The 12,842-nt window shown below is 66.4% G+C and carries 13 protein-coding genes; 5 read left to right on the forward strand and 8 right to left on the reverse strand.

Annotated features, from left to right (window positions below):
- Positions 1-41: 41 nt before the first annotated feature.
- Both AC1G9C_RS16330 and tcdA read right to left on the reverse strand, forming a co-directional pair.
- Positions 42-872 carry a substrate-binding periplasmic protein gene (locus AC1G9C_RS16330; protein ID WP_480408188.1) on the reverse strand — a complete coding sequence of 277 codons (831 nt, stop codon included), beginning with the start codon at positions 870-872 and terminating at the stop codon, positions 42-44.
- A 101-nt stretch (positions 873-973) separates the two neighbouring features.
- Positions 974-1,783, reverse strand: coding sequence for a tRNA cyclic N6-threonylcarbamoyladenosine(37) synthase TcdA (gene tcdA / locus AC1G9C_RS16335; protein WP_397497092.1), 810 nt, complete (start codon positions 1,781-1,783; stop codon positions 974-976).
- Between the two features lie 124 nt (positions 1,784-1,907).
- On the opposite strand from tcdA, the gene AC1G9C_RS16340 reads away from it, so the two are divergent.
- From AC1G9C_RS16340 to AC1G9C_RS16355, 4 genes are all read left to right on the forward strand, one after another.
- Positions 1,908-3,059, forward strand: a complete 1,152-nt coding sequence (locus AC1G9C_RS16340) for an iron-containing alcohol dehydrogenase (RefSeq protein WP_480408189.1) — start codon at positions 1,908-1,910, stop codon at positions 3,057-3,059.
- A 67-nt stretch (positions 3,060-3,126) separates the two neighbouring features.
- Complete coding sequence (gene dapE, locus AC1G9C_RS16345; protein WP_480408190.1) at positions 3,127-4,281, forward strand: succinyl-diaminopimelate desuccinylase; 1,155 nt, start codon at positions 3,127-3,129, stop codon at positions 4,279-4,281.
- A 146-nt stretch (positions 4,282-4,427) separates the two neighbouring features.
- A complete protein-coding gene (locus AC1G9C_RS16350; protein WP_480408191.1) occupies positions 4,428-5,252 on the forward strand; it encodes a putative RNA methyltransferase in 825 nt (274 codons plus the stop codon).
- Between the two features lie 5 nt (positions 5,253-5,257).
- Complete coding sequence (locus AC1G9C_RS16355) at positions 5,258-5,629, forward strand: hypothetical protein (RefSeq protein WP_021444312.1); 372 nt, start codon at positions 5,258-5,260, stop codon at positions 5,627-5,629.
- A gap of 192 nt (positions 5,630-5,821) precedes the next feature.
- Here the strand turns inward: AC1G9C_RS16355 and AC1G9C_RS16360 are convergent, their stop codons facing one another.
- The 6 genes from AC1G9C_RS16360 to AC1G9C_RS16385 all read right to left on the reverse strand — a co-directional run bounded on the left by AC1G9C_RS16360 (position 5,822) and on the right by AC1G9C_RS16385 (position 12,317).
- Positions 5,822-6,031 (reverse strand): cold-shock protein, encoded by a 210-nt coding sequence (locus AC1G9C_RS16360; protein ID WP_031303182.1) that lies wholly within the window; start codon positions 6,029-6,031, stop codon positions 5,822-5,824.
- Positions 6,032-6,263: 232 nt separating this feature from the next.
- The gene (locus AC1G9C_RS16365) at positions 6,264-7,256 is read right to left on the reverse strand and encodes a DUF4340 domain-containing protein (protein ID WP_480408192.1); all 993 of its coding nucleotides are present in this window, start codon (positions 7,254-7,256) and stop codon (positions 6,264-6,266) included.
- A gap of 280 nt (positions 7,257-7,536) precedes the next feature.
- The gene (locus tag AC1G9C_RS16370) at positions 7,537-9,369 is read right to left on the reverse strand and encodes a GldG family protein (RefSeq protein WP_397497097.1); all 1,833 of its coding nucleotides are present in this window, start codon (positions 9,367-9,369) and stop codon (positions 7,537-7,539) included.
- 10 nt (positions 9,370-9,379) lie between these two features.
- A complete protein-coding gene (locus AC1G9C_RS16375) occupies positions 9,380-10,111 on the reverse strand; it encodes an ABC transporter permease subunit (RefSeq protein WP_397488679.1) in 732 nt (243 codons plus the stop codon).
- Positions 10,108-11,031, reverse strand: a complete 924-nt coding sequence (locus AC1G9C_RS16380) for an ABC transporter ATP-binding protein (protein ID WP_480408193.1) — start codon at positions 11,029-11,031, stop codon at positions 10,108-10,110. Before AC1G9C_RS16380 ends, AC1G9C_RS16375 begins: the two co-directional genes overlap by 4 nt.
- Before the next feature lie 320 nt (positions 11,032-11,351).
- Positions 11,352-12,317, reverse strand: coding sequence for an integron integrase (locus AC1G9C_RS16385; RefSeq protein ID WP_480408194.1), 966 nt, complete (start codon positions 12,315-12,317; stop codon positions 11,352-11,354).
- A gap of 157 nt (positions 12,318-12,474) precedes the next feature.
- Between AC1G9C_RS16385 and AC1G9C_RS16390 the strand changes: the two genes are divergently transcribed.
- The gene (locus tag AC1G9C_RS16390) at positions 12,475-12,816 is read left to right on the forward strand and encodes an immunity protein Imm33 domain-containing protein (protein ID WP_480408195.1); all 342 of its coding nucleotides are present in this window, start codon (positions 12,475-12,477) and stop codon (positions 12,814-12,816) included.
- Positions 12,817-12,842: the final 26 nt, after the last annotated feature.

Genomic DNA, 12,842 nt, shown 5'->3' on the forward strand with positions numbered 1-12,842 from the left:
GTCTCAATGGAAGCGGGCGGCGATTATAGGCGCATCCGCCATCAGTCGCGCAGCGCCTGCGCCCGGCTGGTCGGCAGCCAGGCATCGGCGTCGCCGGAATTCAGCGCCTGCTGCAGGCGCGCCAGGTCGCCACGCTCGGCGAAATGGCGCAGGCCGGCGTTGAACAGGCGCAGCAGCCGCTCGCCCTCGGCATCGTCCTTGCGAAACAGCAGGCGCAGCGGTTCGGTGTTCAGGTGGCGCGGGTGATGGGTGATGGCGCGCCCCTCGGCACCGGGGAACAGGCGACGCAGCATGGCGTAGCCGACCGCGCGGTCCTGCGGATGCAGGTCGATGCGACCGAGTTCCAGCAGGCGGAAGCTGGTGTCCTCCTTACCGCTCTGCTGCACCTGCAGCAGGCCGTCCTGCTGCGCCTGGTCGAAGCGCGAGCCGTAGGAGTAACCGAGGGTGGTGCCGATGCGGTAGCGCCTGAGGTCCTCGATGCGACGCCAGTCGAACGCCAGCTCGCGGCGATGGAACAGCACCACCTCGCCGCGCACCACCGGGTCGCTGCAGACCCCGTAGTTGAGGCGACTGGGGCTGCAGCTGTAGGGCATGATGGCGTCCAGCTGACCCTGCTGCAGCATCAGCACGTTGCGATCCCAGGGGTAGAAGACGTATTCGACCGCGTAGCCCGCCTCGGCGAACACCGCGCTGATCAGTCGCGCCATGGCGCCGCCATCGGCGCGGCGCTGGTCGACGTAGGGCGCCCAGTCGCCGGTGCCGATGCGCAGCTTCGGCTCGGCCGCCACCGGCAGCACGCCGCCCAGCAGCAGCGCCATGCAGAGGCTGGCGGCGAAGGGTCCACCACGCAGACGGGAAAACAGGTACGACACGGATCACCTCAACGCGCAAACACAGCGAAGCGTCCCTGCCCGAGTTCTGCCACTCCTTTTTTGTCTCAGCTTAGCCAAGCAGGCCGCCGCACAGGCCGCCGTCAGTCGCTGCGGCCACGTTCGGCCGGGCGCCGGGCGCCGGCCACCAGCTTGTCCACCAGCTTGGCGGCGGCGGCCATGCCGAAGCTGGCGGTGACCATCATCACCGCGCCGAAACCGCCGGCGCAGTCCAGCTTGACCCCTTCGCCGACGAAGCCCTTGGCCTGGCACACCGTGCCGTCCGGCTTGGGATAGCGCAGCTGCTCGGTGGAGAACACGCAGGGCACGCTGTAGGTACGCCCCGGCGTGCGCGAGAAGCCGTAGTCGCGGCGCAGGGTGCTGCGCACCTTGGCCGCCAGCGGGTCGTTGAAGGTCTTGTTGAGGTCGGCGAGCTGGATCTGCGTCGGGTCGACCTGGCCGCCGGCGCCGCCGGTGGTGACGATCTGGATCTTGCGCCGCTTGCACCAGGCGATCAGCGCGGCCTTGGCCGGCACGCTGTCGATGCAGTCGATCACCCCGTCGAGCTGCTCGGTGATGTACTCGGCCATGGTCTCGCGGGTGACGAAATCGGCCACCGCGTGCACCACGCAGGCCGGGTTGATGGCGCGAATGCGCGCGGCCATCTCCTCGACCTTGGCCTTGCCCACCGCGCCCTCGACGGCGTGCACCTGGCGATTGGTGTTGGTGATGCAGACGTCGTCCAGGTCGAACAGCGAGATCTCGCCGACGCCCGAGCGCGCCAGCGCCTCGGCCGCCCAAGAGCCGACGCCGCCGATGCCGACCACCGCGACATGGGCGGCGGCCAGCCGCGCGTAGCCCTCGCGACCGTAGAGCCGGGCTATGCCGCCGAAACGTTGTTCGTCTGTGTTCATCTCACCCCCTGCAGCAAGGCGCGCATTATAGGCACGGCCATGCCTGCGCCCAAGCCCGCCGGGCGGTTCGCCCGGCGGGCGGCGCAGCCGGCGCTATAGTGAGCGCAGCAGCGAGGCTTCGCCCATGCGCAACTTCAGCGTCTACAACCCGACCCGGCTGCACTTCGGCCGCGGCCAGATCGCCCGCCTGGCCGAGGAAATCCCGCCCGGCAGCCGCGTGCTGGCCCTGCACGCCGGCGCCGACATCCTGCGCAACGGCGTCTGGGCCGAGGTGGAGCGCAGCCTGCACGGGCGCCCGCTGAGCCGCTTCGCCGGGATCGAGCCCAACCCGCAGTACGACACCCTGCTGCGCGCCGTGGCCCAGGCCCGGCACGACGCCTGCGACTTCGTCCTGGCCATCGGCGGCGACGCGCCGATCGATGCCGGCAAGTTCCTCGCCGCCGCCCTGTGCCACCCCGGCGATCCGCTGCAACTGCTGTGCGGCGCGCCGATCCGCGCGGCGCTGCCGCTGGGCTGCCTGCTGACCCTGCCGATCGGCAGCGCCCTGAGCCACGCCGAGGGCCTGGTCAGCCATGCCGAACGCCAGCAGAAGCTGCCCTTCGCCAGCCCGCTGCTGCACCCGCGCTTCGCCATCGTCGACCCCGGCCTCCACCTCGACGCGCCGCGTCAGCAACTGGCGCACGCGGTGATCGAGGCGTTCGCCCGCACCTGCGAGCGCTACCTCGGCGTCGCGGCCGATGCGCCGCTGCAGGCGCGCTACGCCGAGGCCCTGCTGCTGACCCTGATCGAGGAAGGTCGCAAGTTGATCACCGATCCCGAGGACCAGGCCGTGCGCGCCAACCTGCTGTGGTGCGCGCTGCAGGCGCTCGACGGCCCCGCCGGCTGCGGCGTGGTACCGGCGGGCGGCGCGCGGCGGATCGCCCGGGAGCTGAGCGCGCTGTACCACCTGGCCCCGGCGCAGAGCCTGGCCGTGGTGCTGCCCGCGCTGCTCGCCGAATGCCGCGAGGCGCACGGCGCCAGGCTGCAGCAATACGCCGAACGGGTCTGGCAGCTGCCCGCCGGCAACGCGGAGCAGCGCATCGACGCCGCCATCGCCGCCACCGCGGCGTTCTTTCGCGACCTCGGCCTGGCCACCCGGCTGAGCGAGCACGGCCTGGACGCCGAGGCGGTCCCGGAGGTGCTGGCGCAGTTGCAACGCCGCAGTCCGGGCGCCCTCGGTGAAGGCGACGAGCTCGACCCGACCGTGTGCGAACGCATCCTGCTGCGCGCCTTATGACCTGATCGGTAACGACTTTTGCTTTAAGATGGCCAGCCTTCACGCTAGCCGCCGTACCGGAGCCGCAATGACCGCCACCCTCACCCCGACCCTGGAACTCGCCTTCGACCTGATCCGCCGCCCGTCCGTGACCCCGGTCGACGAAGGTTGCCAGGAGCTGATGATGCGTCGCCTGGCCGCCTGCGGCTTCGAGGTCGAGCACATGCGCATCGAAGAGGTGGAGAATTTCTGGGCCAAGCGCGGTGGTCGCGATGGCGCCCAGGGCCCGGTGCTGTGCTTCGCCGGGCACACCGACGTGGTGCCCACCGGCCCGCTGGACGCCTGGCAGTACCAGCCGTTCGATGTGCGCGTCGATGAAGACGGCATGCTCTGCGGCCGCGGCGCGGCGGACATGAAGGGCAGCCTGGCGAGCATGATCGTCGCCGTCGAGCGCTTCACCGCCGACCACCCTAATCACAAGGGCGCCATCGCCTTTTTGATCACCAGCGACGAGGAAGGCCCGGCCCAGCACGGCACCAAGGCCGTGGTCGAGCGTCTGCGCGAACGCGGCGAGCGTCTGGACTGGTGCATCGTCGGCGAACCGTCGAGCACCAGCCTGCTCGGCGACGTGGTCAAGAACGGCCGCCGCGGCTCGCTTGGCTGCACCCTTACCGTATACGGCAAGCAGGGCCACGTGGCCTACCCGCACCTGGCGAAGAACCCGATTCACCTGGCTGCCCCGGCCCTGGCCGAACTGGCCGCCGAGCACTGGGACCATGGCAACGACTATTTCCCGCCGACCAGCTTCCAGGTGTCCAACCTCAATGCCGGCACCGGCGCCACCAACGTCATCCCCGGCGAACTGAAGGCGGTGTTCAACTTCCGCTTCTCCACCGAATCCACCGTCGAGGGCCTGCAGCAGCGCGTCACCGCCATCCTCGACAAGCACGGCCTGGACTACCACCTGGAGTGGGCGCTGTCCGGCCTGCCCTTCCTCACCCAGCCGGGCGAGTTGCTCGACGCCGTGGCCGCCAGCATCAAGAACGTCACCGGTCGCGACACCACGCCGTCCACCAGCGGCGGCACCTCCGACGGGCGCTTCATCGCCACCCTGGGCACCCAGGTGGTCGAGCTGGGCCCGGTCAACGCCACCATCCACCAGATCAACGAGCGGGTGCTGGCCAGCGACCTCGACCTGCTCACCGAAGTTTACTACCGAACCCTGGTGAAACTGCTGGCATGAAAATCCATGAATATGCCTGCTGCGCACACCGATAGCTGCGTTGGGCGGTACTCGCTCCTCGCCTATCTATTCGATATGTCTCGTCGCTGCGTTCCGTCCGCCTTGCTCTCGGCGCGCTCGCGACGGCCTATTCCCGGATTTTACGCATGCTGATCTGCCCCCTCTGCCAGACGCCGCTGCAGCCCAGTGACAGCGGCCTGATCTGCAGCAACCGGCACAGCTTCGACCGCGCCCGCCAGGGCTACTACAACCTGCTGCCGGTGCAGCACAAGAACAGCCGCGATCCCGGCGACAACGCCGCCATGGTCGAGGCGCGCCGGCGCTTTCTCGACGGCGGTCACTACGCGCCGCTGGCCGCGCGCCTGGCGGCACTGGCGGCCGAATATCAACCGGCGCGCTGGCTGGATATCGGCTGTGGCGAGGGCTACTACACCGAGCAGATCGCCCGCGCCCTGCCCCATGCCGACGGTTATGCCCTGGATATCTCCCGCGAGGCGGTCAAGCGTGCCTGCAAGCGCGCGCCGCAGCTGAACTGGCTGGTGGCGAGCATGGCCCGCGTGCCACTGGCGGATGCCAGCTGCGAGCTGCTGGCCAGCGTGTTCAGCCCGCTCGACTGGGCCGAGGCCAATCGCCTGCTCGCCCCCGGCGGCGGCCTGCTGCGCATGGGCCCGACCCGCGTGCACCTGATGGAGCTGCGGCAGAAGCTGTACGACGAGGTGCGCGACTACGACGACGAGAAGCACCTGGCGCTGATCCCGCCGGGCATGCACCTGGCCCATAGCGAAACCCTGCAGTTTCCGCTGCACCTGAGCGATGCCCAGGCTCGCGCCGACCTGCTGGCCATGACCCCGCACGGCTGGCGCGCCAGCGCCGAACGGCGCGAGGCGGTGATCACCGCGCCCTTCGAAGTTACCGTCGCCATCCGCTACGATTGGATCGTGAAAACCCAGAGCCAACGCTCTCAGGACTGAATGCCATGCGCCAACCCGATATCGAGATCTACCTGAAAGACGCCGAACGCGACGCCGTGGCGCAGTGGCTGGGTGAGGCCCTGGGCCCCTGCAGCGACTGGCAGCAGAAGGGCCAGACCTTCAAATGCAAGGCCGGCGAGGTGCCGGTGACCTGGCTGCCGAAGGCCGTGGGCAAATGGCACAGCCTGTACCTGGAAAGCGACGCCACGCCCTGGGCCGACGACCTGGCCTGCGCCCGCGCCGCCCATGCCGCGCTCGGCGTGCAGATCCGCTGCGCGCCGGGAACCTGGGTGGAAGATGAAAGCGACGAGGAAGCCGACCGCTGGATCAAGGTGGATGCCGACGGCGAAACCGAGATCGTCTGGCGTACGGAATGACAGCGGCCGCATCCGTAGGGTGCGTAGCGCGCACCGTGGCCATTCATCCAACCACCCGTTGCGCCCGGCACGATCCGTAGGGTGGACACGCCTTATCGATCCACCGCGTGGTGGATGTAAAAACGACATCCACCCTTGCGCCATAAACGAAAAGGCCCGTCATCGACGGGCCTTTTCGTTGGAGTCTGGAACTCAGACCGCGGAAACGTCTTCCGCCTGCAGGCCTTTCTGGCCCTGGGTCACGCCGAACTCGACCTTCTGCCCCTCGATCAGGGTGCGGTGGCCTTCGCCACGGATGGCGCGGTAGTGAACGAATACGTCCGGGCCGCTTTCGCGCTGAATGAACCCGTAGCCCTTGGAATCATTGAACCATTTGACGGTTCCGGTCTCACGATCTGCCATTACCCACTTCTCCAACTCGCAAATTTTTATTGTCCCGAATAGGCGCTGTGACGGCTCGGTAAAAACGTTCTGTTCATCGTTCGCCAACCCCGGCAATTGGAGCATGGAGCAGGTCAAGCGAAGGGCGTTCTTGCTGCAACCGCTGGGCCGAGTATAAAGCATGAAATGTGACTGAAAAGCACTTTTTTAGAACCGAGCGCAAACCAGACAACATCGGGATTACAGCCGGTTTTTATCCGTTTTTCGCCAGCAAATCGCGCAACTTCTTCGCCAGCCTCTGCACCTGCTCGGCGTCCAGACGATAGGCCCAATCGCTGCGCGCGGCCACCTCGCCGCCCTCGAATCCCTGGCGTTCGCCGAGCACCAGCCAGTGCTGCTCGCCCTGCTGGTACAGCGCGCCTTCGAGGCTCTGGCCGTCGAAGCCGGTCAGGCTCAGCCTGAGCATCGGCGCCTGCTTGAAAGCGATCTGCGCCAGCGGCGCGGCATCGGCGAAACGCAGGTTGGAGAACAGCGTGACCATGCCGTTGGCCGCGCCCTCGAAACTGAGCTGCTGGCCCTTGCCCAACTGCTCCACAGTGAAGTTGTACTGCTCGGCGTCGGGCTTGCTCAGGGTCAGCGTCTCGCCGCTGGCGTAGCGCAGCTCCAGGCGTTTGACGCTGGCGAAGGGAATGTCCGCAACGCGGCGGTCCAGCCAGTCCAGCTCGCGGCTGGGCAGGTCGAGCTGCTGGTCGATCAGCCACACCTGATCCTCGCCGGCGCGGCGCACCAGTTGCCCGCTGCCCTGCTGCGACGGGTTGCCCAGACGCAGGCTCAACTCGGGATGGCCGTCGAACTGCAGCTGCAGACGCAGCGCCTGCTCGCCCTCCTCGCCGCTTTCCGCCAGGCCCAGGCGTGCGTGCCACTGCGCGTTGGCAGTCTTGGCCTCGACGGTCTTGGCCTCGCGCAGCGCCCGCAGCAGCTCGGCGAGGGGCTCGCGCGCGGCCGGGTAATCGGCCTTGGCCGGCACTACCCAGGCCTCGCCGCGGCGCTCGATACGCACCGCCGGCTGGCCGGGCGGCTGGATTTCCAGCGCCTGCAGGCTACCCAGATAGCCCTGCTCGGCGGCCAGCCAGGGCGTGCGTTCGAGCTGTGCAGTGCCCTGCTGCTGGCGCTGCTGCAGCGCCAGGTAACCCAGCAGGCACAGCAGCACGATGACGATCAATGCGATCAGACCTTTGCGTCCCATGATCTCCTCACTGTTGAAAACTCGGGAGGCTCATCCTTCGGCTCCCCATCGGAGCGACGGATGCCCCCAAGGTTGAAAGCGACGAACCGTGGGGGCGCCATGCGCACCGCCTCAAAAGCTTTGGTGCGAGTGGCGCACCCTACGGCCCTGGTTCGTAGGGTGGATCAGGCTTCACCGACCCACCGTTGTGGTGGATGTAAAAAGCGACAGCTACGCGCCCCGATCCACCCGACGCGCTTTAGCCGCGAACGAGTCGACGCTAAAGCGCCTCCCACAATGCTCAGGCCCGGCGGCGGCGGCGCCACAGCCACAGCGCCAGCACGCCGAGGGTCAGCAGTGCCGGCACCAGGGCGATATTGATCACCTTGAGCGTGCGGCCCAGCGCCTCGATATCGGCGTTGAGCTGGTAGCGCACGTCGCGCAGCTCTTTGCGGATCGCCAGCTTCTCCTGGATGAAGCGCTGCACCGCGCCCTGCTGCTCCGGGGTCAGCTCCAGCGCCTGGCTGGGGTCGTCGTTGCGCTGCAGCGCCGCCAGTTGCTGCTCGGTCTCGGCCAGGCGCGCCTGCAGCGCCTGTTCCTTCTCGCGGAAGCGCTGCTCGGCGGCGCGCTGCAACTCTTCCACCACCACGAAGGGACGGCTGAAGCGGCCACGCGAACGCACGCTGATCAACGCCTCGGAGCCGGCCAGGTTGTCCAGCGCGTTGATCGCGAAGCTGCCGTTGTCGGCCCAGGGCTGCGGAATGCGCTGGCCGAAGAAGTCCTGCACCTGCACCCACAGGCGGTCGCTCAAGATGTCGGTATCGGCCACCGCGATCACGTTGATGGTATCGGCCTGCTTGAGGCCGTCCTTGCGCCCTTCGATGCCGTCGGGGAAGGCGCTCTGCGCCGGGCCGTCGATGCGTGCGGCGATGGCGTAGCGCTCGCCGGTGGGCTCCAGCTCGCGGATCAGCTCCTCCGGATTGCTCAGCATGGCGAAACGCTGAGCGTCGAAGGGCATGGCGTACTCGGAGCTCTGCAGCAGCGGGGTGAAGCGAGTCTTGGCGCCTTCCACCGGTTCGAGGATGCCGGCGGTGGCGACGGTGATGCTCTCCAGCCCGGCGGTGGCGATGTCCTCCTGGTCCAGCGCCTGGCGCGGCAGGCTCAGCCAGGCGGCATGACGCACCGCACGCTGACCCTGGCCCATGCTCACCGACATGGCGTAGGAGCCGTCGCCGAGCACCTTGTCCGGCACCAGACGCAGGCCCCAGGCCTGGAACAGCGGCTCGAGGTTGGAGCCCTTGTCCACCGCCATCTCGCCCGGCATGTCGCCAGTGTCGGCCTCGGCATAGGGGTCGACGAACACCATCAGCTTGCCGCCGCGCAGGACGAACTGGTCGATGGCGTACAGGGTCTGCTCGGGCAGGTTCTTCGGGTGCACCAGCCACAGCACCGAGACGCTGTCGGGAATCAGGTCGACGTCGGCCTTGAGCTGCTCGATCGAAAACAACTGGCGCACCTGCTCCAGCACCATCCATGGCGGCGTCGGCTGCCGCGCCATCATGTCGAAGCCACCGGTCATGGGCAGCCCGGAGAGCACCCCGACCACCGGCAGCTGCGGCTTGGCCAGGCTCTGCACCAGGCGGCTCAGCTCGTATTCGAGGTGCTCCTCCTGATCCAGGGCGAAGAACGGGATCACCTGGGTGTCGTCCAGCGCGTTGGTGCCGGCCAGGCCGAAGTAGATGGAGTCGCCACCCTGCTGCAGGGGGATGCCCTGCAGGCCGAACTCGGCGGCCTTGTCCTCGTCCTCGGAGAAGGGCTCGGGGTCGATGAGGTGCAGACGGATCTTGCCGCCAGCCTGACGCTGGTAGGCCTTGAGCATCTCCTCCACGCGCTGGGCGTAGGTGCGCAGCGCCGGCAGGTCCTTGGCCACCTTGTCCGAGTAGAAGAAGTACAGGTTGATCGGCTCGTCCAGCTCGCCAAGGATCTGCTTGGTGCCATCGGAAATGGTGTAGAGCTTCTGCTCGGTCAGGTCCAGGCGGGCGCCGCCCAGGCCGAGGCCGGCCAGCAGGTTGAAGGCGAGAAAGGCCGCCGCGATCAGCAGCAGCCCGGCGCCGGAATAGATCAGCTTTTTCATGGGCGCTCCTTCAGTCGGCTTTCTTCAGGTCGATGACCACCGCGGTGGCAGTCAGCCAGGCGGCGATCAGCGAGAGGAAATACAGCAGGTCGCGCAGATCGATCACGCCCTTGCTGATGGCATCGAAGCGCACCAGGAAGCTCAGCGAGGCGATGGCGTCCACCAGCCACTGCGGCGCCCAGGCGAAGGCGTCGAGCACCATGGGAAAGCCGCTGACGATGAACAGGAAGCAGGCGCTGACCGCGAGGATGAAGGCGATCACCTGGTTCTTGCTCAGCGCCGACATGCACGAGCCGATGGCCAGATAAGCGCCGGCCAGCAGCCAGCTGCCAATATAGCCGGTGACGATGGCGCCGTTGTCCGGCTCGCCCAGGTAATTGACCGTGACGATCATCGGAAAGGTCAGCAGCAGCGCGATGCCGGCGAACACCCAGGCGGCGAGGAACTTGCCGGTGACCGCCTCGAAGCGGGTGATCGGCAGGGTCATCAGCAGCTCGATGGAGCCGGACTTGCGCTCCTCCGCCCACAGGCGCATGGCGATGGCCGGCACCAGGAACAGATAGAGCCAGGGGTGGAAGTTGAAGAAGGCCGACAGATTCGCCTGGCCGCCCTCGAAGAAACCGCCCAGGTAGAAGGTGAACACCCCGGACAGCACCAGGAAGATCACGATAAACACATAGGCCAGCGGCGTGGCGAAGTAGCTCGCCAGCTCGCGCTTGAAGATCACCGGCAACTGGGTCATGGCTGCTCTCCCCGGGTCAGGCTGCGGAACACTTCGTCGAGCCGGCCGCGTTCCACGTTGAGTTCCTTGATGTTCCAGCCACGCTGGCCGATCAGCGCGTTGACCTGCGGGAAGATCACCTCGCCCGGCTTGGCCAGCACGCTGAAGCTGTGCTCCAGATGGTTCTCCTCGATCCCGGCCACCCCCGGCAACGCGGCCAGGGCGTGCAGATCCAACGGCTCGGCGGCCACCAGGGTCACCGCCTGGTGGTAGCGCGAGCGGCTTTCCAGCTCCAGCGGCGTGCCGTCGGCCAGCAGACGGCCCTGGGCGATCACCACCGCGCGGGTGCACAGCGCCGTGACCTCTTCGAGGATGTGGGTGGAAATGATCACGATCTTGTCGCGCGCCAGGCCCTGGATCAGCTGGCGCACCTGATGCTTCTGGTTGGGATCGAGGCCGTCGGTGGGCTCGTCGAGAATCAGCACGCGCGGATCGTGGAGGATCGCCTGGGCCAGGCCGACGCGGCGCTTGAAACCCTTGGACAGCGTCTCGATGCTCTGCTCCAGCACCTTGTCCAGCTCCACCTGCACCACGGCGCGTTCGACCCGCTGGCGCTTCTCGGCGCCACGAAAGCCGCGCACCTCGGCGATAAAGTCGAGAAAGCCGCGCACCGTCATGTCGCCGTAGCAGGGCGCGCCTTCCGGCAGATAGCCGATCTGCCGCTGGGCCTGCAGGGTCTGGGTCTGGATATCGCAACCGAGGATGCTCGCCGTGCCGGAGGTCGGCGCGAGAAAGCCGGTGAGCATCTTCATGGTGGTGGACTTGCCGGCGCCGTTGGGGCCGAGAAAGCCCAGCACCTCCCCCGGCTGGACGCTGAACGACAGGTCGTCGACTGCCGTGTGCTGCGCAAAACGCTTGGTCAGGTTTCTTATTTCGATCATGGCCTCTCACCAGTGCGGTCAAAGCCTGGCGCGCCGCTCGTGGGCACGAGCCAGGCCTGCAAAAATGCCGGCGGAACTATAAGAAGTCGGATGCGCTGATTGCAACCGAGTGGCGCCCGCGGAAATTTACCGGAGGTTACCGCCGCCCGGCGGCGCGCCCAGCAATACCTGAAATAGTCGTCATTCCCGCGCAGGCGGGACAGTAGCTTTATCGCTGAACAGCGCTTGCGCTGGCCCGAAGGGGAATAACCCAGAGGCTGCGCCGCACCTGGACCAGCGCCTTCGCAGGTGTGGCGGTAAATGGCTTTTTCAGAACTTTCTCAGCGATCCAGCGGGCTCAGCACCGCCAGGCCGCCGCGATTGAGCACATGGGTGTAGATCATGGTGGTCTTCACGTCGGCGTGGCCGAGCAGCTCCTGCACCGTGCGGATGTCCTGGCCCGCCTCCAGCAGGTGAGTGGCGAATGAATGGCGCAGCGAATGCGGCGTGGCGTGCTTGATCGAGCCGGCACGCCGCGCCGCCTCGCGCACCGCACGCTGGATGGTCTTCTCGTGCAGGTGATGACGGAAGGTCCCCTGGCCGCGCGGGTCCCGCGAGCGGTTAATGGACGGAAAGACGAACTGCCAGCCCCATTCCTTGGCCGCATTGGGATACTTGCGCGCCAGGGCGAAGGGCAAGTTGGCCTCGCCAAAACCCTCGGCGAGATCGCTGCAATGCAAGCCGGGCACTTTGTCGAGATGCAACTGCAGCGGCTCGACGATACGCATGGGCAGCATGGTCACCCGGTCCTTCTGGCCCTTGCCATCGCGCACCAGAATCTCCCGCCGGGCGAAATCCACATCCTTGACCCGCAGCCGCAGCGCCTCGAGTAGACGCAAGCCCGAGCCATAGAGCAGGTTGGCGACAATCCAGCTCACGCCCTGCAGCTGCGCCAGCAAGGCCTCCACCTCGGCGCGAGTCAACACCACCGGCAGATGCTGGGGCTTCTTCGCCCGCACTATGTCTTGTAACCAGGGCAAATCCAGCTTGAGCACCTCCTTGTAGAGAAACAGCAGAGCGGCCAGGGCCTGGTTCTGCGTCGAAGCGGACACATCGCGCTTGACCGCCAGATGAGTCAGAAAAGCCTCGATCTCCGCCGCGCCCATCTCCGCCGGATGCCGATAGCGATGGAAGCGGATATAGCGCTTTGCCCACTCGGCATAGACAGTTTCGGTACGGATGGAATAGTTTCTGACTCGAATCTGCTGGCGCAGTTGATCCAGCAGCTTGGGCTTGCCGTCATCCATGTCGCGTTTCTCCCAGAGTGCTGTCGCGTTTGCCGCGACCACCTTCAAGCTAGACAAGGACTTACAAGACGACAAGGAAGGTTATGCGACAGGTGTCGTGGGCAAACGCGACAGCCGTGTCGCCTAATTAATAGTTATGCACCTTCGGAGTAATACCGTGAAAATCCTGAAGGAACAGACCATCTGCGAATGGAAGAATGTTGCCCCTCAAAAACCAGAGAGCGGGTCAAAACTTGGAATCGCTCTAAGCACCTTGGGACAGCTTCCAATTAACGGACTGAGGCATAAACCAGAGAATGGCACTAATGGCTGGTACATATGGTGCGGCACCGAGATGTCCGACGCTGACGATTTCTTTTCTCCGTTGCATATAGAGCACATCGACAGCTATCTTCCAGAGATGGCCGGCTATCTTGATCTACCTGCCGGTTACCGCTTTCAGATTGACGGCAATAATTTCGAAGACGTATGGTTTGATCCCGAGTTACTCAATGCATAACAACTGGTTCAAATCGCTCGCTCCGC

This window comes from Pseudomonas sp. ABa2, assembly GCF_056676075.1.

Excerpts from the sequence above, each read along its gene's own strand:
- tcdA (WP_397497092.1), bottom strand. The coding sequence starts at position 1,783 with ATGAACACAGACGAACAACGTTTCGGCGGCATAGCCCGGCTCTACGGT.
- AC1G9C_RS16340 (WP_480408189.1), top strand. The coding sequence starts at position 1,908 with ATGCGCAACTTCAGCGTCTACAACCCGACCCGGCTGCACTTCGGCCGC.
- dapE (WP_480408190.1), top strand. The coding sequence starts at position 3,127 with ATGACCGCCACCCTCACCCCGACCCTGGAACTCGCCTTCGACCTGATC.
- AC1G9C_RS16350 (WP_480408191.1), top strand. The coding sequence starts at position 4,428 with ATGCTGATCTGCCCCCTCTGCCAGACGCCGCTGCAGCCCAGTGACAGC.
- AC1G9C_RS16355 (WP_021444312.1), top strand. The coding sequence starts at position 5,258 with ATGCGCCAACCCGATATCGAGATCTACCTGAAAGACGCCGAACGCGAC.
- AC1G9C_RS16360 (WP_031303182.1), bottom strand. The coding sequence starts at position 6,031 with ATGGCAGATCGTGAGACCGGAACCGTCAAATGGTTCAATGATTCCAAG.
- AC1G9C_RS16365 (WP_480408192.1), bottom strand. The coding sequence starts at position 7,256 with ATGGGACGCAAAGGTCTGATCGCATTGATCGTCATCGTGCTGCTGTGC.
- AC1G9C_RS16370 (WP_397497097.1), bottom strand. The coding sequence starts at position 9,369 with ATGAAAAAGCTGATCTATTCCGGCGCCGGGCTGCTGCTGATCGCGGCG.
- AC1G9C_RS16375 (WP_397488679.1), bottom strand. The coding sequence starts at position 10,111 with ATGACCCAGTTGCCGGTGATCTTCAAGCGCGAGCTGGCGAGCTACTTC.
- AC1G9C_RS16380 (WP_480408193.1), bottom strand. The coding sequence starts at position 11,031 with ATGATCGAAATAAGAAACCTGACCAAGCGTTTTGCGCAGCACACGGCA.
- AC1G9C_RS16385 (WP_480408194.1), bottom strand. The coding sequence starts at position 12,317 with ATGGATGACGGCAAGCCCAAGCTGCTGGATCAACTGCGCCAGCAGATT.